20 protein-coding genes are annotated in these 21,978 nt (G+C 60.6%); 4 read left to right on the top strand and 16 right to left on the bottom strand.

Features of this window, described 5'->3' with window-relative positions:
* Positions 1-57: 57 nt before the first annotated feature.
* The 6 genes from ACSQ20_RS07370 to xylF all read right to left on the bottom strand — a co-directional run bounded on the left by ACSQ20_RS07370 (position 58) and on the right by xylF (position 7,508).
* Positions 58-1,869: an IlvD/Edd family dehydratase gene (locus tag ACSQ20_RS07370; protein WP_436018502.1), complete on the bottom strand. Its 1,812-nt coding sequence runs from the start codon at positions 1,867-1,869 to the stop codon at positions 58-60.
* Positions 1,870-1,879: 10 nt separating this feature from the next.
* A complete protein-coding gene (locus ACSQ20_RS07365) occupies positions 1,880-2,764 on the bottom strand; it encodes an SMP-30/gluconolactonase/LRE family protein (protein WP_436018500.1) in 885 nt (294 codons plus the stop codon).
* Positions 2,761-3,528, bottom strand: a complete 768-nt coding sequence (locus ACSQ20_RS07360) for an SDR family NAD(P)-dependent oxidoreductase (RefSeq protein WP_436018497.1) — start codon at positions 3,526-3,528, stop codon at positions 2,761-2,763. The genes ACSQ20_RS07365 and ACSQ20_RS07360 overlap by 4 nt, the downstream gene beginning before the upstream one ends.
* 95 nt (positions 3,529-3,623) lie before the next feature.
* Positions 3,624-4,823: a sugar ABC transporter permease gene (locus ACSQ20_RS07355; protein ID WP_436018495.1), complete on the bottom strand. Its 1,200-nt coding sequence runs from the start codon at positions 4,821-4,823 to the stop codon at positions 3,624-3,626.
* A complete protein-coding gene (gene xylG / locus ACSQ20_RS07350) occupies positions 4,820-6,379 on the bottom strand; it encodes a D-xylose ABC transporter ATP-binding protein (protein WP_436018493.1) in 1,560 nt (519 codons plus the stop codon). Before xylG ends, ACSQ20_RS07355 begins: the two co-directional genes overlap by 4 nt.
* A 100-nt stretch (positions 6,380-6,479) precedes the next feature.
* Positions 6,480-7,508 carry a D-xylose ABC transporter substrate-binding protein gene (gene xylF, locus ACSQ20_RS07345; protein WP_436018491.1) on the bottom strand — a complete coding sequence of 343 codons (1,029 nt, stop codon included), beginning with the start codon at positions 7,506-7,508 and terminating at the stop codon, positions 6,480-6,482.
* 308 nt (positions 7,509-7,816) lie between these two features.
* Between xylF and ACSQ20_RS07340 the strand changes: the two genes are divergently transcribed.
* The 3 genes from ACSQ20_RS07340 to ACSQ20_RS07330 all read left to right on the top strand — a co-directional run bounded on the left by ACSQ20_RS07340 (position 7,817) and on the right by ACSQ20_RS07330 (position 11,509).
* A complete protein-coding gene (locus tag ACSQ20_RS07340) occupies positions 7,817-9,037 on the top strand; it encodes a XylR family transcriptional regulator (protein ID WP_436018490.1) in 1,221 nt (406 codons plus the stop codon).
* A 67-nt stretch (positions 9,038-9,104) separates the two neighbouring features.
* Positions 9,105-10,169, top strand: a complete 1,065-nt coding sequence (locus tag ACSQ20_RS07335; protein ID WP_436018489.1) for an aldose epimerase family protein — start codon at positions 9,105-9,107, stop codon at positions 10,167-10,169.
* Between the two features lie 119 nt (positions 10,170-10,288).
* Positions 10,289-11,509 (top strand): hypothetical protein, encoded by a 1,221-nt coding sequence (locus ACSQ20_RS07330; protein WP_436018488.1) that lies wholly within the window; start codon positions 10,289-10,291, stop codon positions 11,507-11,509.
* Between the two features lie 6 nt (positions 11,510-11,515).
* Here the strand turns inward: ACSQ20_RS07330 and ACSQ20_RS07325 are convergent, their stop codons facing one another.
* The 9 genes from ACSQ20_RS07325 to ACSQ20_RS07285 all read right to left on the bottom strand — a co-directional run bounded on the left by ACSQ20_RS07325 (position 11,516) and on the right by ACSQ20_RS07285 (position 18,868).
* Positions 11,516-12,235, bottom strand: coding sequence for a ferredoxin--NADP reductase (locus tag ACSQ20_RS07325; protein WP_436018487.1), 720 nt, complete (start codon positions 12,233-12,235; stop codon positions 11,516-11,518).
* Between the two features lie 74 nt (positions 12,236-12,309).
* The gene (locus tag ACSQ20_RS07320) at positions 12,310-12,642 is read right to left on the bottom strand and encodes a non-heme iron oxygenase ferredoxin subunit (protein ID WP_436018486.1); all 333 of its coding nucleotides are present in this window, start codon (positions 12,640-12,642) and stop codon (positions 12,310-12,312) included.
* A 1-nt stretch (position 12,643) separates the two neighbouring features.
* On the bottom strand, positions 12,644-13,003 hold the full coding sequence (locus ACSQ20_RS07315; protein WP_436018485.1) for an SUF system Fe-S cluster assembly protein: 360 nt from the start codon (positions 13,001-13,003) through the stop codon (positions 12,644-12,646).
* A gap of 20 nt (positions 13,004-13,023) precedes the next feature.
* The gene (gene sufU / locus ACSQ20_RS07310; RefSeq protein WP_436018484.1) at positions 13,024-13,497 is read right to left on the bottom strand and encodes a Fe-S cluster assembly sulfur transfer protein SufU; all 474 of its coding nucleotides are present in this window, start codon (positions 13,495-13,497) and stop codon (positions 13,024-13,026) included.
* Positions 13,494-14,747 (bottom strand): SufS family cysteine desulfurase, encoded by a 1,254-nt coding sequence (locus tag ACSQ20_RS07305; RefSeq protein ID WP_436018483.1) that lies wholly within the window; start codon positions 14,745-14,747, stop codon positions 13,494-13,496. The genes sufU and ACSQ20_RS07305 overlap by 4 nt, the downstream gene beginning before the upstream one ends.
* A gap of 3 nt (positions 14,748-14,750) precedes the next feature.
* Complete coding sequence (gene sufD, locus ACSQ20_RS07300; protein ID WP_436018482.1) at positions 14,751-16,076, bottom strand: Fe-S cluster assembly protein SufD; 1,326 nt, start codon at positions 16,074-16,076, stop codon at positions 14,751-14,753.
* Positions 16,077-16,155: 79 nt separating this feature from the next.
* Positions 16,156-16,908 carry a Fe-S cluster assembly ATPase SufC gene (sufC, locus tag ACSQ20_RS07295; RefSeq protein ID WP_436022969.1) on the bottom strand — a complete coding sequence of 251 codons (753 nt, stop codon included), beginning with the start codon at positions 16,906-16,908 and terminating at the stop codon, positions 16,156-16,158.
* A 14-nt stretch (positions 16,909-16,922) separates the two neighbouring features.
* Positions 16,923-18,371, bottom strand: a complete 1,449-nt coding sequence (sufB, locus tag ACSQ20_RS07290; protein WP_436018481.1) for a Fe-S cluster assembly protein SufB — start codon at positions 18,369-18,371, stop codon at positions 16,923-16,925.
* Entirely contained in the window at positions 18,368-18,868 is a 501-nt protein-coding gene (locus ACSQ20_RS07285) for an SUF system Fe-S cluster assembly regulator (RefSeq protein WP_436018480.1), read from the bottom strand. Before ACSQ20_RS07285 ends, sufB begins: the two co-directional genes overlap by 4 nt.
* Positions 18,869-19,198: 330 nt before the next feature.
* Here ACSQ20_RS07285 and ACSQ20_RS07280 point away from each other — a divergent pair, with 330 nt between their 5' ends.
* Positions 19,199-21,220 (top strand): hypothetical protein, encoded by a 2,022-nt coding sequence (locus ACSQ20_RS07280; protein WP_436018479.1) that lies wholly within the window; start codon positions 19,199-19,201, stop codon positions 21,218-21,220.
* A 137-nt stretch (positions 21,221-21,357) separates the two neighbouring features.
* Here ACSQ20_RS07280 and ACSQ20_RS07275 read toward each other — a convergent pair whose 3' ends face one another.
* The gene (locus ACSQ20_RS07275; protein WP_436018478.1) at positions 21,358-21,594 is read right to left on the bottom strand and encodes a hypothetical protein; all 237 of its coding nucleotides are present in this window, start codon (positions 21,592-21,594) and stop codon (positions 21,358-21,360) included.
* Positions 21,595-21,978 lie beyond the last annotated feature (384 nt).

Raw genomic sequence — 21,978 nt, 5'->3', positions numbered from 1 at the left:
AACGCGCGAACGGGTCCGCCAATTGAACATCCCCCGACGCCCGTGCCGTCAATACGCTCAGTGCGAATGGCGCGGGTCGCCGCGTGTTTCGATGACTTTCAAATAGAGCGTCGCCGGCTCCAAGCATCCGCCCGTCGATAATTGCCCGACCATCTGGCGATAAATCTCCTGCCAAGGTGTTTGTGATTCGGGCACCTGCGTGGCGGCAGTCTCCTCGCGACGCCGCGCAAGCTCCGCCTCGTCGATCAGCACCTCGACGCGGCGTGCATTCAGATCCACGCGGATGCGATCGCCGCTGCGCAACAACGCCAGGCCGCCGCCCACCGCCGCTTCGGGCGACATGTTCAGAATCGACGGGCTCGCCGACGTACCGCTTTGTCGGCCGTCGCCCATGCAAGGCAAGGACTCGATACCTTGTTTGACGAGCGCCGCCGGCGGCGCCATATTGACCACCTCCGCACTACCCGGATAACCGACTGTGCCGACACCCCGTATGACAAGAATGCAGTGTTCGTCGATTTCAAGCGATGGGTCGTCGATGCGGGTGTGATAATCCTCCGGGCCGTCAAAAACGATGGCGCGCGCTTCGAAGCTGTTTTCGGCACCCGGCTCGCTCAAATAGGTTTTGCGAAAACCATCCCCGACCACCGACATCTTCATGATCGCGCTATCGAAGAAGTTGCCCGACAGCACGATGAAGCCTGCGCGCTGCTTGAGCGGCGCCGCACATGGGTGAATGACATCGCCATCGGCGGCGGCGGCGCTTCGCGCGATTTCGCCGATCGCACGCCCCGAGACAGTCGCGCATTGCGTGTGCAGCAAACCCGCTTCGCCGAGTTGCCGCAGCACGGCCGGCACACCGCCAGCACGATGAAAGCTCTCGCCAAGATACTCACCGGCCGGCATGCAGTTGACGACGAGTGGCACGTCTTCGCCAAGCCGCTGCCAATCGACAAGGCTCAATTCGATGCCCATGTGCCGCGCGATGGCGATCAGATGCGGCGGGCAGTTGCTCGATGCCCCGAGTGCGGACGCGACGACGATCGCATTTTCGAACGCCTCGCGCGTCATGATATGCGACGGACGCACATCGTCGTGCACGAGCTCGACCATGCGCTTGCCCGTCGCATAGGCCATCTGACCGCGCTCGCGATACGCGGCAGGAATCGAGGCGCAACCGGGCAACGACATGCCGAGCGCTTCGGCCAAGCAGTTCATCGAGAGCGCCGTGCCCATCGTGTTGCAGTGCCCAACCGACGGCGACGCCGCGACCGTCAGCGCCATAAACCCTTCGTAGTCGATCTCGCCCGCAGCGAGCAAGTTGCGCGCGTGCCAGATCACGGTGCCCGAGCCTACGCGCTTGCCTTGAAACCAACCGTCGAGCATCGGGCCGCCCGAGAGTACGATCGCCGGCATGTCGACGGTCGCCACCGCCATCAGACACGCCGGCGTTGTCTTGTCGCAACCGGTTGTCAGGACGACCCCATCGAGCGGAAAGCCGTGCAGGATCTCGACGAGCCCGAGGTAAGCAAGATTGCGATCGAGCGCGGCAGTCGGGCGACGCGACTGTTCGGCAAGCGGATGAACGGGAAACTCCATCGGAATACCGCCCGCATCGCGAATACCGGCTTTCGTGCGTTGCGCAAGTTCGAGATGATGCCGGTTGCACGGCGCGAGATCGCTGCCGGTTTGCGCGATGCCAATGATCGGGCGCCCCGACTGCAATTCCTCACGCGTGAGCCCATAGTTCATGAAGCGCTCGACATAGAGTGCGGTCATGTCAGCATGCGCTGGGTCGTCGAACCATTTCTGGCTGCGCAGCCTTCTTGCTGGCGCTGTGGGTGAAGGCGTGTCGGGCGTTGTCGTCATGATAAAAAATTCAAGCGAAAGTCGGTACGTTGAACGTCGCGGCGGATAGACCCGCGCTCGGTGAGCGAAACGCGAACAATCCACCCGCGAGCGGTTGTCGAGCCCGCGCATCGGGCGTCAATCCTTTGCAGGCGGTCGTTGCATAAACGGTGCGCAAGTCGTCGCCGCCGAATGCGAGCTTCGTCACGTTATCGCACGGAAACGCGATCGTTGCCACCAGACGTCCATCGGCGCCCAACCGTTCGATCCGCCCGCCGCCGAACAACGCAACCCATACGCAGCCCTCTTCGTCGACCGCCATTCCGTCGGGATACCCGCCGCGCGAAATGACGGCGAATACGCGCTTGCCCGTGAGCGTGCCATCGTCGTGCAAGTCGAATGCATAGATCGTGCGAGCGAAGGTGTCGGTGTGATAGAGCGTGCGCCCGTCGGGGCTCGTGGCGGGCCCGTTCGTCACAACATAGCCATCGTCCGCGGCAGCGAGCGCACCGCTCGCATCGAGGCGATATAGCCGCCCGCTCCGCGCGCGCTCCGCGTCGTCCATCGAACCGAACCACAGCCGCCCTTTCGCATCTACAAACCCGTCGTTCAGGCGATTGCCGGGCCGCTCGCGCTCGACTTCAAGCAGCTTGGTGAAGGTACCATCGCGCGGGTCGAACCGGTGCAAGCCGCCTTTCAGTCCGCAGACAAACGCACGGTCCGAGGCCGCCACGATAAAGCCGGGCTGAGCCGGTGCGTCCCACGTCTGCTGCTCACCCGTTGCAAGCGCAAGCCGATGCACATGGCGGCACTTGATATCGACAAAATAAACGGCCCCCTCATCGGCGACCCATAACGGCCCCTCGCCCAGCTCCGCCTGTACCGGCCACACGCATAATGGCTCGATCGGCTTCATGCGCCGTACCAGCCCGCATCGACGAAATACTCGCGCCCCGAGCAGCGCTCGCCGTCGTCGGATGCAAGAAAAAGCGCCATGCGCGCGACATGTTCGGGTTCGATCCGTTGCGGCAAACATTGATCTCCGATCAGCTTCGTCTCGGTATCGGGCGACTGCCACAGTTGCATTTGACGCGGCGTGCGCACAGCGCCGGGGACGATGGCATTGACGCGGATACCGCTGCGGCCAAGGTCGCGCGCCAAGCCGCGCGTCATGCCTTCCACGCCGGCCTTCGCGGTGAGATAGATCGAGAGATTCGGCAACGCCAGATGCCAGGAGATCGAGCCGAGATTCAGAATGACGCCTTTGCCTGCGCGTTTCATGCCGGCCGCCGCGCGCTGCGCGCAAAAAAACTGATGGCGCAGATTCACGGCGATGCGATCGTCCCAGTAGGCAGGTGCGACCTCTTCGAACGTGTGTCGATCGTCGTTGGCCGCGTTGTTCACGAGTACTTCGATCGGCCCGGCCAGTGTATCGATCTCGTTGAACACGCAATCGATTGCGTCGATGTCGCGCAAGTCGCAGCGATAAAAACGCGGCGCATAGGCACAACCCTCCAACCTCGTTTGAAGTTCGCGCGATTCGCTTTCGGCAACATCGATAAACGACACGCGCGCACCTTGTCGCGCAAATGCTTCGACGATGGCAGCACCAATGCCGCTGCCGCCTCCGGTTACCACGACCGACTTGCCGGTGAGACTCGGATAAATTGCGTACGACATACTCGATCCAGTTTGTGGCGAATTCATTAGTACTGCTAATCAAAATGCAAAGACGTGAAAATGCGGGAGACCCGCTCGCGCATCACACGCCGCCGCTAGCGCCGATTCGATCCCGACACGACGTCGATCCACACCGCCAGCACGAGGATGCTGCCCTTGACGATCATCTGCCAGTAGGCGTCCACGTCGAGCATGGACATGCCGTTATCGAGGCTTGCCATCACGAGCGCGCCAATCAGCGCGCCATAGACCGTGCCCGAACCGCCGCGCATCGACGTGCCGCCGATAAAGCATGCCGCGATGGCGTCGAGCTCGCCCATCGTGCCGGCCGAAGGCGAACCTGCAGCCAGCCGTGCCGTATTGACTATGCCGGCGAACGCGCACATGAGCCCCATCAGCGCGAAGACGACGAGCTTCACCCGGTTGGTATCAACGCCGGACAGCCGAGTGGCCTCCAGGTTGGAGCCCACCGAATAGATGCGTCGCCCGAACACCGTTTGCGTGGCAATCCACGTGAAGATACCGAGCAATGCCAACACCAGCAGAACAGGCACCGGAATGCCGCCATAACTGTCGAGCACGGCGACGAACACCGCCAACATCGCCCCTGCGGCGACAACCTTGGCGACGTCCTGCCAAAGCGGCAGCACCGGCAGTTCGTAGCGGCGCCGATTGCTGCGATGACGCACCGTCAACATCGTTAGGAGTCCGAACAAAATGACCGCGAGCGCATCGCCGCCCCAGCGCGGCAAATAGCCTTGACCGATAAAGACGAACGGATCGGAGACCGGTGCGATCGTCGAGCCGCCTGTCACACCGAGCAGCACGCCGCGATAGGCCAGCATGCCGCCTAGCCCGACGATGAACGACGGCACGCACCGATAAGTGGCCAGCCATCCGTTGAAAAGCCCCGCCACGATGCCGAGTATCAGCACAACCGGCACGGTCAGGCCGATCGGCCAATGCCGGTTTGCATCGAGAATGGCAGCAACGCCGCCCAACAAGCCCAGCAACGAGCCAACCGACAGATCGATTTCGCCGGCGATGATGATGAACACCATGCCGCACGCGAGCGTGCCGCTGATTGCCATTTGACGCAGCAGGTTCGACAGATTGCGCGGCGTGGCGAACGCGCCCTGCGTGAGTACCGAGAAGAAAATCCAGATCACGGCGACCGCCAACAGCAGCGCGAGAATCTTGTAGCGCGCAAACAATTGCTTGATGCGCTCAGCGCTGCCCAGAGCGCGCTCGGCGGATGCGCCCGTCGAGCGCGAAGTAATCGTATCGGGAGTCATGCTGCATTCACCTCGTTCGACGTCGCCGCGTGCCTCGCAGGCTGAATCGCGGCGGTCATGATTTGTTCTTGCGTGAGCCCATCGTTGACAAAGTCGCCACGCAATTCACCCTCGCCGATGACGAGCACGCGGTCACTGAGGCCAAGCACCTCGGGCAATTCCGACGACACGACGATGATGGCCATACCGCGTTTGGCGAGCTGAAAGATCAGCTTGTAGATTTCGTACTTCGCGCCGACGTCGACACCGCGCGTCGGCTCATCGAGAATCAGCACCTTCGGGTGCGTGAGCAGCATGCGCGTCAATACGGCTTTTTGCTGATTGCCGCCCGACAAGCTGGCAATCGACAGCATCGGGTGCGCCGCGCGCACCGACAGCCGCTTCATCTCGCTGTGGATCGTATCGAGTTCGGCTGCGGCGTCGAGCGCGCCGCGCTTCGAGAAACGCTGCAATACGGCCAGCGTGATGTTGTGACCCACTGAAAGCTGCGGCACTATTCCGTGCCGTTTGCGGTCCTCGGGCACCATCGCGATGCCGGCGCGAATGGCGTCAGCGGGCGAACGAATCGTCAACGCTCGGCCCTCGAGCAGGACCTGTGCCGTGCTCGTGCCCGGATAAGCGCCGAAGATGGCCGACATCAACTCGGTGCGGCCTGATCCGACGAGCCCTGCTACGCCGAGAATCTCGCCGCGGCGCACACTAAACGAAACATCGTCCACGCGTTTGCGGCGCGGGTTCGTCACATCGAGACAGCTCACGTTACGCGCTTCGAAAACCACCTCGCCGATGTCATGCGGCTCGCGCTCGAAAAGGTTGCTGATTTCGCGGCCCACCATCAACGCGATGATCCGCTCGGTCGACAGCGAGCGCATCGGCTCGGTGGCAATATGCCGGCCGTCGCGAATCACGGTGATCGTGTCGCAGATCGCCTCGACTTCATCGAGCTTATGCGAGATATAAACGCATGCCACCCCACGCCGCTTCAAGTCGCGCACGATGTCGAGCAGGATGCGTGTCTCGGGCGCGGTCAAAGAGGAAGACGGCTCATCGAGAATCAATAGGCGCGCCTTCTTGTTCAGCGCCTTCGCAATTTCGATCAACTGTTGATGACCGCCACCGTAGTTCATGACGGGCTGCGCGACGTTGATGCCATGAATGCCAAGCCCGCGCAGCAGTTCGTCCGCGCGTTGATACATCGCCGCGTAGTTCATCCGCCCGCCGGGCAGCGTGATTTCGTTGCCCAGAAAGATGTTTTCGGCAACCGAAAGCTCCGGCACCAGCATTAATTCCTGGTGAATGATGACGATGCCCGCGCGTTCGGTGTCGCGCACGCTGCTCGCGACGAGTTCCGCGCCATCCCACACGATGCTGCCGTCCCACGTGCCGTGCGGATAGACACCCGACAGCACCTTCATCAGCGTTGACTTGCCCGCACCATTTTCGCCGCAAAGGCCAACGCATTCGCCGGGCGCTACCCTGAGGTCGATGCCATCGAGCGCTTTCACGCCCGAAAATGCCTTGACGATGCCTTTCATGGCCAAAAGAGGTTGCGCCATTCGAAGTTCCCGCTCGAAAAGCGCACAACGTTGCCCGCATTCGTCGACGTGAGTGAACGTGTTCTCGACGGGCGGGCAACGTTGCGCGCGTGCTTCGTCGTTATTGACCGGACAGCTGCGCTTGCGTGTAGAAGCCGTCCTTCACCACGACGTCGGTATTGCTCTTCGTCAGCAGCACCGGTTGCAGCAGGATGGTATCGACCTTTTTCTTGCCGTTGTCATATTGCGCGTTATAGGCCGGTTTCTCGCCGTTGGCCAGTTGCACGGCGAGCTTCGCCGCCTCGCCGGCGATCTGCTTGATCGGCTTGTAGACCGTCATCGTCTGCGTGCCAGCCATCACGCGCTTGACCGCCGCGAGATCCGCATCCTGGCCCGAAACGGGCACCTTGCCCGCGAGATGCTGGGCTGCAAGCGCCTGGATCGCACCGCCGGCCGTGCCGTCATTCGACGCCACAATCGCGCTGATTTTGTTGTTATTGGCCGTCAGCGCGTCTTCGACGATACGCAACGCGTTCGATGCGCTCCATTCGGGCACCCATTGCTGACCGACGACCTTGATATCGCCCCGATCGATGGCCGGCTTGAGCACCTTCAACTGCCCTTCGCGCAGCATCTTGGCGTTGTTGTCAGTCGGAGCACCGCCGAGCAGGAAGTAATTGCCCTTCGGCTGGGCGTTGAAAACGCCCTGTGCTTGCAGTTCGCCGACCTTCTCGTTATCGAACGAAATGTAGGCATCGACATCGGCATCGAGAATCAGCCGATCGTAAGAAATGACCTTGATGCCCGCTTTTTTCGCTTCGGCCACGACATTGCCGAGCGTCTTCGAGTTGAACGGCACAATGACGATGACATCGACACCGCGCGAAATCAGGTTTTCAATCTGCGAGATTTGACGCGCTTCGCTGGCATCGGCCGATTGAACCGATACGGTTGCGCCCAATTGCTTCGCTGCCGCGACGAAATAGTCGCGATCGCGCGACCACCGCTCGACGCGCAGATCGTCGATGCAAAAACCGATTTCCGGATGGGCTTTGCTCGCGTAGGCAGCCGGCGTAGCCAGCGAAAGACCGGCGACTATCGCCGTGCATAACAGCGAGGCCACCAACGAACGACGCGTTGCTGATTTCATGTCTCACTCCTGTTTTATATTCGGGTAATCACCGACGTCGGGCGATTCGTGCGGCTTCGGCAGCGCGGACAATGCTTGATGCAATCAGCGCCACGCCCGGCTTGGAAGTGACGCCATACTGCCGCGCCGTCCGTTGCCCGACAATTACGAAATTGCGCACGGGCCATAACGTTTCTCGCCGGTGCGCAACGGCGTGTTACGCGAATCGGCTATTCGCGCCTAAAATCGCGGAGATCGACGCGATCGAGAGAAGGTCAAATAGATGGCGGCTGGCGGATATCCGTCCCCGCCCCGCCCAAGAGGAGACGATGACAAAACCGCACACGCCGCCGAAAGCGCATCGGATCGCCCTGCTTTTCAATGCGAATAAGGTGTACGACCGCGAAATCATCACGGGCGTGGGCAATTATCTGCTGTCGACGCGCATCGGCTGGGATGTCTTTCTCGAGGAAGATTTTCGCTGCCGCCTGACGGGCATCGAGCGCTTCGATGGCGATGGGATCATCGCCGACTTCGATGATCCGGCCGTCTGCGAAGCGCTGCAAGGCTGCCCGCTGCCGATCGTGGCCGTCGGCTCGTCTTACGAAGACCCATCGCAGTACCCGTTCGATCTTCCTTACATTGCGACCGATAACGCGAAACTCATTTCGCTCGCCTATACGCACTTGATCGGTGCCGGCCTGCAGCATTTCGCTTGCTATAGCCTGCCGCTTTCGCCGAATAATCGGTGGTCGCATCAACGCGAACTCGCCTTTGCACGCCTGCGTGCGAGTGATGGACGAAGCCCCGAACAGATCGAAGCGGAGATTTATCGCGGATTGTCCACGAGCGCACCCACGTGGAATCAGGCCATCGAGCAACTGACAAACTGGCTGCAAGCACTGCCGAAGCCGGTGGGCATCATCGCCGTCACCGACGCGCGTGCGCGGCATTTGCTGCAAGCGTGCTTGATCGCCGGTATTCCGGTGCCCGAGGATGTGGCGATCATCGGCATCGACAACGATCCGCTCGCGCGCACGCTCACGCGTATTCCGTTGTCGTCGGTAATTCAGGGCACCGAGGAAATGGGCCGCACCGCCGCGCATCTGTTGCACCAGATGCTGCGCGGCGCGCGTTTCGGCGGACGTCGCATTCTCGTGCCGCCCGTCGGCATCAACGTACTCGAATCAACGAAGCATCGCCCGATCGCGAGCCCGTACGTGGCGCGCGCTCGCCACTTCATTCGGCAATACGCGTGTCAAGGCATTCGCACCGAGCAGGTCGTGGATTATGTCGGCGTGTCGCGCTCGTCGCTCGAGGAGCATTTTCGCCGCGAGCTGGCGTGCACCATTCATCAGGAAATCCTGCGGCAAAAACTCGATGCCGCGAAGACGCTGCTCGTTCGACGCGACGTATCGAGCGCGGAGGTCGCCATCCGGTGCGGCTTCACATCGCTGCAGTACATGCATGCTGTTTTTCGCCGCGAGCTTGGCTGCACACCGCGCGAATTTCAGGAACGCGCAAGTGCCGGTGTGGTTCAACCGAGCTGACGTGGGCAAGCGTTCGTACGCATACGCATTCTTTTTTTATCATCACATCACTCTTCTTCACGACGTCATGAACTGCATAGCAAAACTGAGTTCCGAACCCTGGGGCACGCTGCCGGGCGGCGAGCCGATCCGGCTCTTCACGTTGCGTAATGCGCAGGGGATGAAAGTGGCCGTCAGCGATCTCGGCGCAACGCTTGTTTCGTGGCATGCGCCCGATCGCGCGGGCCGGCTCGGCGATGTGTTACTCGGCCACGATCATCCTTCGGACTACTTAGCATCGAGCGCGTATATGGGTGCTATCGTCGGGCGCTGGGCCAACCGCATCGCCCGCGCGCGCTTCACGCTCGACGGCATCGAATACCTGCTCGATCGCAACGAAGGCGCGAATCTGCTGCACGGCGGTGCCGCCGGGTTTCATCGCGCACGATGGGATGTCGAAGAGGAAGATGGCGGCCTCGTGATGCGGCTCGAGTCGGAGGAAGGCGAAGGAGGCTTTCCCGCCCATGTCAGCGTGACAGTGCGCTATGCACTCGGCGATGAGGGCACGCTGACGATCGACTATGAAGCAAACACCGATGCACCCACGCCGATCAATCTGACCAATCACGCTTACTTCAATCTGACGGCCGAGGCCGGCGCCGATATTCGCGGACATGTGATGTCGATCGATGCGGACCGGTTCTGGGAAGTGGACGCCGCGCTCATTCCCTGTCGCGAATCACTCGTGGCCGGCAACGCCTTCGACTTCCGGCAAAGCGCTCCGATCGGTGCGCGCCTCGATTGGCCGCATGCGCAGCTCTCGCTTGCCGGCGGCTTCGATCATTGCTATGTCCTGCCCGGCGAGCAAACGCAAGCGCGCCCGGTGCGGCAGGTTGCGCGCGTTTATGATCCGGGCAGCGGCCGCGAATTGAGCGTCGCCACCGACCAACGCGGGTTGCAGTTCTATACCGGAAATTATCTGACCGGCGTGGCCGGACGCAACGGGTGCCGCTACGAGCGCCACGCGGGGTTCTGCCTCGAGGCCGGCGCGTTTCCGAATGAGATCAATATGGACGAGCGCGACCATTTGATCGTGACGCCCGAAAAACCTTATCGGCAACTCACGACGTATCGTCTCGGGCTCGCGCAGTAAAACGTAGAACCCCGTTCAGTTCGCACGATGTGCCCGGGCTTCGCTGAGCGAGCGTCGTATCTGCGGAATCCCTGCTATCTATACACCCCTCGATTAATGGGTAATAGGAGCAGCGCGGCATGGTACGCAATGTAGGTGGAGCAGGCAGTGCAGGCGGGGAGCCCATCTTTGGGAACAGCGACGAGGAGGGTATTCCAAGCTCCCCATTGCCATCTGCACGACGTCCCGATGACCGATTCCAAGCAAGTACAGCCGCTCGCACCGGTGCGTCGTTCAGAGCGGGCGCCGACCCTGATGGGCTGCGCAAACCATCACCTGGCAAAACGGCCGACGTGACCGATGCGGGCATTGAAGAAAGTTACTTCGCAGACCTGGAGGCAGCGATTGCTGCCGTATATCCTGCCGATGGCGCTTATCCGGACGAGGTCTACCAACACCCTCCTGTGTTGCGGCTACGCGAGACGTTCGAGGACCGCCCTGCTTCGCCATACAATCCGCTCGGCTTGCGATTTCCGCGCCGGCTTCAAGCTTTTCCCTATCTTTACAACGTTCGCAAAATAAGCGCCGATGGGTCAAAACAGGGCAATGAACGGATCTCTGAACAAACGGCTGTCGCTACCCATTTAGACCTGGCGAAGCAATACAACCTTGCCTACGTGGCGCTGCTGCGCGCAGCGAATGGATCGCCAGAGGCGCTCGAGCAGGTCAAGAGCACCTTCAATGAAGAAAAAATATTCGGCGACGCCCGCATAGACACGGCGCGGCTTAACCATGGCAATGAGCAACGATTATCACTGGCAATGCTCGGCCATCTGAGCCTCGATGTGTTGCGTTCGCCGGACCGCGAAGTCACCACGGCGGCCCGTATCCAGGTACTGGAGATATTAAGGAATCATTTCGACGTTGACCTTATAGCAAAAGCGGTTACCGATAAAGCTGAAAACGGACTTTCGCTCCAACGTAAGGATGACGTCTACGATCTCGTTCCACAGAGCCTTCTCACTGACCCGGCGCAACGCGACGTTTCACATACCCACTTATTTTTTAAAAATGAGCAAATCAAACAGCTTTTTGTAGAGAACCTCCATAACGATAGATGGACCGTCGATATCCATGGCTGCGCGGTTGACCTTTCGCGCAAGTACGCCCAGGAAACCGTGCAGATACTCATCGGTCTTCTAAGGCTCGCGCATGACAGGATCCCCCGGCCATCGGTGTTTCGAGCGGTCGTCGGCTTGACCATGCTCGACGAGCGGCGAAAGCAGGCTGTATTCGGGGCAGGCGCGAGTTACCGCAATGGCGGAGTATCCTCGGATACGAACGCTGACGATGCTTCGTAGTGCTAATCAATATCCATAGAACGCTTCACTATGGATCGCAGGGTCGGCAACGCCGATATCGGTCAGCGTTTGGCGCATCGCATCGACCATGCCGGGCGGGCCGGCGAGATAGTAGATCGGCTCGCTCATTGTGCCGGCCACCTGACGCAGCAACGCCTCGTCGATGGGGCCACGCCTGCCGTTCCAATGGATGTTCGATTGGGCCGGCTTGGTCATTGTCGCCATCAGGCGGAAGTTCGAATTGAGCCGTTCGAGCGGGGTGAGCTCCGAAAGAAACGGCGCATCTTCGGGCCGCCGGTTGCAATACACGAGCAATAAATATTGCGCCGCTTGGTCGTGAGCTGCCTGCCGGATCATGCTGATGAAAGGCGTCACGCCGATACCGCCGGCGATCAGCACGGCGGGCCGTCTCGTGTCTTGGTGCAATACCAGCGAGCCGGACGGCCCTTCAATGCGCACGGGCGCACCCACCGCCAGTAGTTTGAGCGCCCGCTTGAACGGGCTGTCGCGCATACGTGTCGCAATCGTCACGTTGTCTTCGAACGGCGCATTGACGATCGAAAACGTGTGACGAAGTTGCGGCGCACCGGCCTCGGGCAACACCAGGTCGATCGCCTGCCCGGGCTTGAAGTCGAAGCCGTCAGGGCGTTCAAATTCAAACTTGATGGTGTCCATCGCAACAACGTCGCGCGCGGCCAGCTTGGTATCGTAGGTGCTCATGCTCATGATGGCCCCTGTTTATGACCTTCCCGCATCATCCTGCAATGCCTGCGATTCGTCTAGTGCCAGTGCTTACTCGATCAGCCTTCCAAGTCGTCCCATCGCGCGTCGCGCACCTGGACCCTACCCGCGTCGATCCTTACCGGAAACACCGGAACGTCTTCATAGGCGGGCGGGCTCAGTACCCTACCGTTGCGCACGCAAAACCGTGCGCCGTGACGCGGGCATTCGATCACATCGCCGGTGAATGCGCCGCCCGTCAATGTGCCGCCGTCATGCGTGCAGAGGTCTTCTATCGCATAGCACGAACCATCGACATTGAAGACAGCCACGTTCGTGCCGTCAAGCTCCACACGGCGCATCGAGCCCGGTGGGAAATCGGCAAGCAAGGTGACATCGGTCCAGTCCGACATGTCAAAGCAGCCCCAGTTGCAGCCGTGCCGCCTCGGAAATCCGCTCTTTCGACCAGGGCGGATCCCATACCAACTCAACGACTGCATCGTTCACGCCCGCGACCGAGCGCACCGCGTCTTCAACGGTGGTCGGGAACGTCTGCGCGACAGGACAACCCGGCGCAGTCAGTGTCATGCGGATGGCGACCCGTCCCGCCGCCTGGTCGACTTGCAGCGAGTAGACGAGCCCGAGATCGTAGATGTTCACCGGTATCTCCGGGTCGTAGACCGTACGCAGCGCCTCTATGACGCGCGGCTCGAGCACGCCGTGCTCCGATTGGTCCGCATCGGCGCGTTGTTTGAGCCATTTGATCGCATCCATCGTCGCTTACCTCGCTGGTGTCATTCAGTCGATATCGTTTTCGTTTCCGTTACGGTCCCGCTCGCCTCATGCAACGCGGCACGCAGCGTGTGCCACGCAAGCGTTGCGCATTTGATGCGCGCGGGAAACTCGCGCACACCCGATAGCGCCGCAAGCTTGCCCAGCGCATCGGACAGCTCTCGGGGCGCGCCGGGAGGCGCGGTGATCATGTCATGGAATTGCCCGAACAGCGCCTCGGCCTGCGCTTCGCTCTTGCCTTTGAGCGCTTCGGTCATCAGCGACGCGGAAGCGGTCGCAATGGCACACCCCTGTCCTTCGAAACGCACGTCCTTGACGATACCGTCCTCGACGACGAGGTAAAGCGTGAGCTCGTCGCCGCACAGCGGGTTATGGCCTCGCGCGGTGTGGTTCGCGCCAGGCAATACGCCCCGGTTACGCGGGCGCCGATAGTGATCGAAGATGACTTCCTGATAGAGGTCTCGCAAATCGCTCATGCGTCGAATATCTCCTGCACTTTCGCCATTGCACGTATCAGCGCATCGACATCATCACGCGTGTTGTAAAGGGCAAACGAAGCGCGTACCGTCGCAGGCACACCGAAGCGCTGCATGACCGGCATCGCGCAATGATGCCCTGCACGAACCGCCACGCCCTCGTGATCGAGAATCGAGCCGATGTCGTGCGCATGAATGCTCTCGTGTACAAACGAGACGATCGCGGCTTTCTCGCGCGCGGTGCCGATCAGCCGTACCTGCGGCAAGCGCCGCACAGCCTCGGTCGCATAAGCAAGCAGATCGGCTTCGTGCGTGCTGATCACATCGATGCCGATTGCGTCGATGTAATCGAGCGCCGCCGCCAACCCGATCGCACCCGCGATATTCGGCGTGCCGGCTTCGAACTTCCATGGAATCGCGTTGTACTCTGTTTTTTCGAACGTCACAGACCGGATCATGTCGCCTCCGCCCTGCCAGGGCGGCATGGCCTCGAGCCTGCTCGCCTTCGCATAGAGCACGCCGATGCCGGTCGGGCCGTAAGCCTTGTGCCCTGAAAATGCATAGAAATCGCAGTCAAGCGCTTGAACGTCCACCCGGGCATGCGCCACGGCCTGAGCGCCATCGAGCAACACCGGTACCCCGCGCGCGCGAGCAAGTTCAACGATGCGTGCGACCGGGTTGATCGTGCCCAGCGCATTCGATATATGCGAAATCGCAACGATACGTGTGCGCTCGCCCAGCATGCGTTCATAGGCGGCAAGATCGAGCGTGCCGGTGTCGTCGATCGGCACGACTTTCAGTTGCGCACCCGTTTGCGCACAAACGAACTGCCAAGGAACGATGTTCGAGTGATGCTCCATCGCGCTGATCAGAATCTCGTCGCCAGCACCGACCCGGCTTCGCACATCGCTTTGCGCGACGAGGTTAATCGCTTCGGTGGTCCCCCGCACGAAGACGATTTCCTCTGGATGCTTCGCATTGATGAAGCGGGCAATGCGCGCACGCGCTGCCTCGTAGTGCTCAGTTGCGCGCTGCGAAAGCTGATGCACACCGCGGTGCACGTTGGCGTTCGTCCGCATGTAATAGGCCCGCTCCGCCTCGATGACCGACGCGGGCTTTTGAGTCGTCGCGCCGTTGTCGAGATAAACGAGCGGTTTGCCGTGTACTTGCTGCGCGAGGATCGGGAAATCGCCGCGCCATTGCGTCACGGCGGTTTCGTCAGGAATCCTAAATGATTCGATCATTTTCATATTTCATATCCATTCCCGAACGCGCTCGGCCTGCGGCATCCGCGCAAGCAGCAACTGAGTGAGTCGCTCGCGCACGTTCGCTACGCTCACGCGTTCGATGATGTCGCGCGCGAATGCGCACATGAGCGCCGCGCGCGCTACCGGCTCGTCGATGCCGCGGGCGCGCAGATAAAAGAGCTGATTTTCGTCGAGCTGGCCCACCGTCGCTCCGTGCGTGCATTTGACGTCATCCGCGTAGATTTCGAGCTGCGGTTTTGTATCGATTTCGGCATCGCGAGACAACAGCAAGTTATGGTTGCCCTGATGCGAGTCGGTTTGCTGCGCACCTTGATGCACGACAACGCGTCCATTGAACACACCGTGCGCCGCACCGTCGAGCACGCCGCGGTAATACTCGCGGCTCGTGCACCGGGGGTACTCGTGGTCGATGCATGTGTGATGATCGACATGCTGCCGTCCACCCACGAAATAGAGGCCGTTGAGTTCCGTGCGCGCATCGGTGCCGCGCAACTGCACATCGACATCGACGCGCGAAAGCGCCGCACCGAAGGCGAATGAATGAGCGGCAACGTGGCTCGAGCGGCTTTGCAGCAGTTGCACTCGCCCGATATGGTAGGCGCGCCGCGCCTCGTGTTGGATCCGGCAGTGCTCGATATCGGCTGCCTCGTCGGCCACGATACGCGTCACCGCATTCATCAGATAGCTGTCGTCGGCAATGCCGACGAACTGCTCGATGACGGTGCAACGCGCACCCTGCTCGGCCAGCACCGCGTTGAACGAATGCATCGCCAAGCCCGCTTCATCTGTGACGAAAAGCATTTGCAGCGGCTCGGCCAGCACGCAACCGCGCGGCAGGACGACGATATATCCGTCGCTCAGGAATGCCGTGTTCAATGCTTCGAAACCGTCGCGCGGCGCATGGCGCGAAAACAACGCCCCGAGCCGATCCGGAATCTCTCGCAGCGCTCGCGTCAGGCTCCCGATGAATACGCCGTCGGGCAGATTGCGTGTGCGCGACAGCTTCGGCGAGTGGCGGCCGTTCACGAATACAACGCGCGTTGCCGACGCGTCGAGCACGAGATCGTCGACGATCGACGACACATCGACATCATCGCCACGCGGCGATGTGAAATGCCACGGATGGTCCGCGATGCGCGAGACATCCGTGTATTTCCAGTCCTCCAGCCGGGTAGTCGGAAAGCCCATCGCGTCGAAGTATTCGAACTGATGACGCCGCGCGGCGCGCAGCCACGGCAACTCGGCACCCGGCAGGGCTTTGGCAAGCGTGCGAAAAGCGTGACGATAATGGTCGCGCGTCGATTCGCTCATTGCTGTGCCTCCCAATTTCGATTCCAATTCCGATCTCGATCCGATTTCGAGTCCGCTTTCTAGTCCGCTTTCTAGTCCGCTAGGCAGCCGTACCCTCGGCCAACCAACCGTAGCCCTTGCGCTCCAGCTCGTGCGCCAACTCACGCGTGCCCGATTTCACGATGCGACCTTCAGACAGCACGTGGACATAATCGGGGACGACGTAGTCGAGCAGCCGTTGATAGTGCGTGACGAGCACGATCGCGCGATCGGGGTGGCGCAGGCGATTGATGCCGTTCGCCACCACTTGCAGCGCATCGATGTCGAGCCCCGAATCAGCCTCGTCGAGAATTGCAAGCCGCGGTTCGAGCACAGCCATCTGCAAAATCTCGTTACGCTTTTTTTCGCCGCCGGAAAAGCCCTCGTTGACGGCGCGATAAAGCAGGCTCTCGTCCATTTGCATCAGCGCCACCTTGCTCTTGACGAGCTGCAGGAATTCCACGGCGTCGAGTTCGGGCTCGCCGCGCTGTCGACGCTGCACGTTCAATGCCGCCTTGAGCAAATAGACATTGCTGACACCCGGAATCTCGACCGGGTATTGAAACGCCAGAAACACCCCGGCGCGCGCACGTTCCTCGGGCGACAGCGCGAGCAAGTCTTGCTCGCCGTAGCGGACCGAACCATCGGTCACGACGTAATGATCGCGACCAGCCAGCACATGGGCGAGCGTGCTCTTGCCCGATCCATTCGGCCCCATGATCGCGTGGACCTCGCCGGCTTTCACATGCAGGTCGACGCCGCGCAAAATCGGTTTGCCGTCCACTGTCACATTCAGATTGCTGATTTCGAGCATGGTTGTCATTCCTGTCAGCCTACGCTGCCTTCGAGGCTCACGCCGAGCAGCTTTTGCGCCTCGACCGCGAACTCCATCGGCAACTCTTTGAACACTTCCTTGCAAAACCCGTTGACGATCATCGAGACGGCGTCTTCCTCCGACAAGCCACGCTGTCTGCAATAGAAGAGCTGGTCTTCGCCGATACGCGAAGTCGACGCTTCATGCTCGACATGCGCACTCGGGTTCTTCACCTCGATGTACGGAAACGTATGTGCACTGCAGCGGTTGCCGAGCAACAGCGAATCGCATTGCGTATAGTTGCGCGCACCCTCCGCATTGCGCCCGATCTTCACGAGCCCACGATAAGCATTCTTGCCAAAACCCGCCGAAATGCCCTTGGAGAGGATCGTGCTACGCGTGTTGCGCCCGAGGTGGATCATCTTCGTGCCGGTATCGGCCTGCTGATAGTGGTTCGTCAATGCAACGGAATAAAACTCGCCTATCGCGTTGTCACCACGCAGGATCACGCTCGGATATTTCCAGGTGATCGCGGAGCCCGTTTCGACTTGCGTCCACGAAATCTTCGAGTTTGCCTCGCGACAATCGCCGCGCTTCGTCACGAAGTTGTAGATTCCCCCGCGGCCTTGCGCATCCCCCGGATACCAGTTTTGTACGGTCGAATAGCGGATCTGCGCGCCCTCCAGCGCAACCAACTCGACCACGGCCGCATGCAGTTGGTTCTCGTCTCGCATCGGCGCGGTGCATCCTTCGAGGTAGCTGACGTAGGCCCCTTTGTCGGCAATGATCAGCGTGCGCTCGAACTGCCCGGTGTTGCTTGCGTTGATCCGGAAGTACGTCGAGAGTTCCATCGGGCAACGCACGCCGGGCGGGATATAGCAAAACGATCCATCGCTGAACACCGCCGAGTTCAGCGCCGCGAAGAAGTTGTCGGTGTGCGGCACAACGGAGCCAAGGTATTGCTGCACAAGCTCAGGATGTTCGCGAACTGCTTCGGAGAACGAACAAAATATGATGCCGAGCGCGCCGAGCCGCTCGCGAAAAGTCGTTGCAACCGATACGCTGTCAAATACCGCGTCCACGGCAACGCCCGCCAACAACTCGCGCTCCTTGAGCGGCACGCCGAGCTTCTCGTAGGTGCGCAACAGTTCGGGGTCGACTTCATCGAGGCTTTTCGGGCGATCTTTTTGCGAGTGCGGCGCCGAGTAGTAAGCGATGTTCTGATAGTCGATAGGCAAATGCCGGACCGTTGCCCAACTCGGCTCTTTCATCGTCAACCAATGCCGGTATGCGGCGAGGCGCCATTCGAGCATGAACGGCGGCTCGTCTTTTTTCGCCGAGATCTGCCGAATTATTTCTTCCGACAAACCGCGCGGCAAGGTCTCGGAGCGCACATCGCTGACGAACCCATGCTGGTATTCGCGGTTCATCAACTGATCGATTCTGGATGCAGTGGTGCTCATGCATGACCTCCGTTTTTCGATGTCGGCGCTCGGCGGCTGACCGTTTGCGCCGCGGTACCGCGTGCACGAATTGCGGTGATGTCGATTTCGCTCAACACCGGGCCGGCCAGGTCGGCAAGCGACACTTGCCGCAGCGCCTCGAACACTACGCGGTTGACCTTCTGCCAATTGGCACGCGCGCCGCACGTGAGTTCCTGCTGACACAGACCCGGCACGGCACTGCACTCGGTGATGCCGAGCGGACCATCTATGGCCGAAACGATGTCGGCAAGCGTGACCTGCTGCGCCGGACGCCGCAGCAAATAGCCGCCGCTCGCGCCGCGCAGCGATACGGTCAGGCCACCGCGCACGAGCATCTTCATGACCTTCGAAACGGTCGGCACCGGAATGCCGGTCGCGTCGCCGAGCGCGCCTGCGCTTTGCACGACATCGGCCGCCCGCGCCATCGCCACCAGCATGACCGTGCCGTAATCGGCGAGCTTGCTCATTCGAAGCATTAGATAGTTCTCCTAATCAGTACCGGATCAGTCCTGATTATTGGCCATCGACAGCACCAATTTGATTGTAGACCGCTCGCTAAAACCCTGTCAGATGCATGGGTTGATGCTTCGTCTAACGAACTGACGTTTCGGACGCGCGCCGATGGGCATCGCGCATACGCGCTACTGTGGGCTCGCTGCTCGGCGGAGGACGCGCGTCGCCGCTGCGGCCCGCTTTGCCCCCACGTTGAACACCAGGCTCGCACGGTATCCGCGATGTTTTTATCCCCGACCGATCCATTTGGATTTCGCTCTACAAGCCAGCCGTCTTCCGATTCCGAGCCCGGTGTGAAAATAGGGCCCGGCATCGAGCCGACGGCAGCGCCTACGCGTTCCGCCCAGTTACGCGGGCTGGCTGCGCAAGCGCGCATTGGCCGCACGGACGCCATGCGCATCGGTGCGCAGCCATCGACGACGCTGACCTATCAGCATGCACTGCGCGCCTTCCAGGCCGGGTTCGGCACGCCCGTCGTCACGGCGGAACAACGCCATATCGCGTTGCGTTTGCCCGTCATCAAAGACGCGTCTGCCGTGCGCATGCCGGGAGCGGATGCCAAACGCGTCGGCGTAGTGGGGCCAAGCGAGATGACCTCGGAGCCATTGATAGGCCGGCGCGGCCCGCTTCGAGGCGAAGGCATCGTATTCTGGAATGGCGGGCTCGTCGAACGCGGGAGTTGGCAACCAGTACGCACGGACGGCACCGCCGTCATCCTCTTTTCGAATGCCAGCGATGCGCAATGCGAGGCGATGCAAAGCAAGCTCGTCGAACTTTCGCATGCGCATCGCACAATGACCGTGGAGACTGTCGACCAGATATTGAAGTTCGCCGACAATCTCGGCATCCATGATCGATACAAAAGCACCGTTGATCAGATTGCCGACACGGCGAAATTCAGCGTCGCAGCGCAATGGGACTTCCCGAATGGTGCTTCGTTGTTTCGCGCGATCAAGAAGCCAGTGCAAACGCGAGCGCTGCTGGTGCCCGAAGGTGTTCCGCTCGCCTGGAACATAAACGACGCATCGACGACGAACATCATCGGGCACGGCGCGCTCGTCATTGTCTCGAATGAGCTTCCGCTCGAACTGCGGCATATCGACCTCGCAGACGCGCAGACGCATTACCGTCTGCAAAAAACGGACGAGCCTGTTCGCATTCACCCGCTCGCCAACGCCAACGTCGCAGACCTTGCATCAGCCACATCAGCCGTGGCCGGCAGCGCGTCGGCGTTGGTTCGTCAAGTTGGCGTCGAGCACGGCGTGGCGATCGCGGCGCATGTCGGCCATTCGCGCCGAACGGTGACGGTCGAAGCCGAACTCGACGGACAGCTGCGTGATGTGCAAGTCGGCATTCCGGCGCAATACAAATCGGCGTCGCAGGATTTTTATGCGATCGAACCACTCGCGTTGCCGTGCCCGCCGCGATGGTTCGACTATCTCTTTGGCGTGATGCGCGAGCGGGTTAGAGGCTTGCCCGGCGGCGCGATGGTCACGCTGGCCGCTGTGCAAGGCGAAGACCTGACACTCGCCCACGCCGGCGATACGGAAGCTCTGGCGTTCGTGCAGGATGCCGATACGGGCCGCGTCACGGTGCGCTCGCTCGTGCCCGATCAATCCATCGACAATTTGGCCACGCTGTTGAAGGCCTTCGATCACGGCGTTCAGATAGCAACGCGCGAAGGTCCGGCCATGCATATCGACTTGCCCAGCGGAGCATTCTTCGCCGTGCGCGAGCGCACATTGCGTCATGTCAACGACGGCATGTCGACGCCCTACTCCGTTGGCGGATATGCGAGCAACGAAACACGACGCAAAGGGCAAATCGCCTATCCCTCGATCTCGCAGTTCAACATCGCGCGCTTGCGTCGTCATCCGGAAGATCGGGTGTTTCTATGGTTGAGTTCCGATGGTCTGTTCGATGTTCATCCGCGCCGCGATGGCCAGCCGTCCAAGAACTTCATTTCCCAGAGCGGCTATGCTCGTCAACTCGAACAACTGATTGCACAGGGGCGGGAATCCGAGTTCGCCGCGCACGCAATGGAACACGCGCTGGCGCAGTACAGTACCGACGACAAAATCTGCCTGGTCAACGAGCTTCCGTCCGGGCACGAGCAGAATCTCATTCTCGGTGTGATCGACGGACATAGCGACGCGGCCTCCGCCCGAGCTATCGCGAAAGCGATCCGCGCTGAAGCGCATAACGCACGCAATGAACGATCGATGCAGCCGGCCTGGGCGCACAGCTTCGATGCTCCGAAGCCACGCGCTCACCGCGTGTCGCCTTATGCTGCGAGGCGGACATCGAACACCTGATGCATCGGACTTTGGCCTGCCTGAAGCTTAGGTCACCAGGGGACCTTCCGTTGTTAGCCGAGGCCTTCGCGGAGCGCACGTGGGGCGTCGGCAGCGAAGAGAACTTTATCAAGGCCGAGTCAAACTTCACCGTGCAATCAAGCAGTGAACGTTGAGCTTGCCCTGCCGCTGTTCGCAATCTCGACCTCGCGCGCCCACAATTGCTGGCGCGCGGTACCGCGCTTCTGACTCTCGCGGATGCCGGTCACGAAGATGATTTCAGGCGGCGGCTCACCGCTAGGCGCGCGCAGCGCGGACAACTGAAAGCGGGTAACGCTATGGGCAAAGCCACGTCGAGAGATGCTGGAAAGTTCTTTTCGTATAGCGTTGCCCACCGATTGCCTCGATTTCGTTTGCGTAAAAGCTACCTGGAGCCGACTCTATCTCAAACATAGAAATATTTTCTCCGGCACAAATTCCCGGCTTATTCATAATGAATTTTGAGATAGTCTTAGAATTGGCGCATCGTTGCAATTGCGCCATTTTTTAATTTATGATGCCGCTCTTTTAATTCGCCGATGCGATTGAAAGAGGGGTAATTGATATGGGTAGGCTCGCTCATACGCTCGCAATCGCCGCGGGCATCGAGCAGCTAAACAGAATGCTGATACTGGAGTCTCCTTTGGGAGCGCAGGCGCGCTTATCGCAGCGAGTTGTCGGCGAGTCTCGTATCGGTCGCACATGATTCACTACGTTATCGTCGAGCCCCTCAACGGCAA

This window comes from Trinickia sp. LjRoot230, assembly GCF_964253315.1.
GTDB lineage: Bacteria > Pseudomonadota > Gammaproteobacteria > Burkholderiales > Burkholderiaceae > Trinickia.
This window is presented reverse-complemented; position numbering and strand designations above follow the sequence as displayed.

Bases quoted from the DNA above. Each gene is read 5' to 3' on its own strand.
- xylF (WP_436018491.1), bottom strand. From the start codon at position 7,508: ATGAAATCAGCAACGCGTCGTTCGTTGGTGGCCTCGCTGTTATGCACG.
- ACSQ20_RS07335 (WP_436018489.1), top strand. From the start codon at position 9,105: ATGAACTGCATAGCAAAACTGAGTTCCGAACCCTGGGGCACGCTGCCG.
- sufB (WP_436018481.1), bottom strand. From the start codon at position 18,371: ATGAGCACCACTGCATCCAGAATCGATCAGTTGATGAACCGCGAATAC.
- ACSQ20_RS07330 (WP_436018488.1), top strand. From the start codon at position 10,289: ATGGTACGCAATGTAGGTGGAGCAGGCAGTGCAGGCGGGGAGCCCATC.
- sufC (WP_436022969.1), bottom strand. From the start codon at position 16,908: ATGCTCGAAATCAGCAATCTGAATGTGACAGTGGACGGCAAACCGATT.
- ACSQ20_RS07355 (WP_436018495.1), bottom strand. From the start codon at position 4,823: ATGACTCCCGATACGATTACTTCGCGCTCGACGGGCGCATCCGCCGAG.
- ACSQ20_RS07325 (WP_436018487.1), bottom strand. From the start codon at position 12,235: ATGAGCATGAGCACCTACGATACCAAGCTGGCCGCGCGCGACGTTGTT.
- sufU (WP_436018484.1), bottom strand. From the start codon at position 13,497: ATGAGCGATTTGCGAGACCTCTATCAGGAAGTCATCTTCGATCACTAT.
- ACSQ20_RS07315 (WP_436018485.1), bottom strand. From the start codon at position 13,003: ATGGATGCGATCAAATGGCTCAAACAACGCGCCGATGCGGACCAATCG.
- ACSQ20_RS07365 (WP_436018500.1), bottom strand. From the start codon at position 2,764: ATGAAGCCGATCGAGCCATTATGCGTGTGGCCGGTACAGGCGGAGCTG.
- ACSQ20_RS07370 (WP_436018502.1), bottom strand. From the start codon at position 1,869: ATGACGACAACGCCCGACACGCCTTCACCCACAGCGCCAGCAAGAAGG.
- ACSQ20_RS07305 (WP_436018483.1), bottom strand. From the start codon at position 14,747: ATGAAAATGATCGAATCATTTAGGATTCCTGACGAAACCGCCGTGACG.
- sufD (WP_436018482.1), bottom strand. From the start codon at position 16,076: ATGAGCGAATCGACGCGCGACCATTATCGTCACGCTTTTCGCACGCTT.
- ACSQ20_RS07340 (WP_436018490.1), top strand. From the start codon at position 7,817: ATGACAAAACCGCACACGCCGCCGAAAGCGCATCGGATCGCCCTGCTT.
- ACSQ20_RS07285 (WP_436018480.1), bottom strand. From the start codon at position 18,868: ATGCTTCGAATGAGCAAGCTCGCCGATTACGGCACGGTCATGCTGGTG.
- ACSQ20_RS07360 (WP_436018497.1), bottom strand. From the start codon at position 3,528: ATGTCGTACGCAATTTATCCGAGTCTCACCGGCAAGTCGGTCGTGGTA.
- xylG (WP_436018493.1), bottom strand. From the start codon at position 6,379: ATGGCGCAACCTCTTTTGGCCATGAAAGGCATCGTCAAGGCATTTTCG.
- ACSQ20_RS07320 (WP_436018486.1), bottom strand. From the start codon at position 12,642: ATGTCGGACTGGACCGATGTCACCTTGCTTGCCGATTTCCCACCGGGC.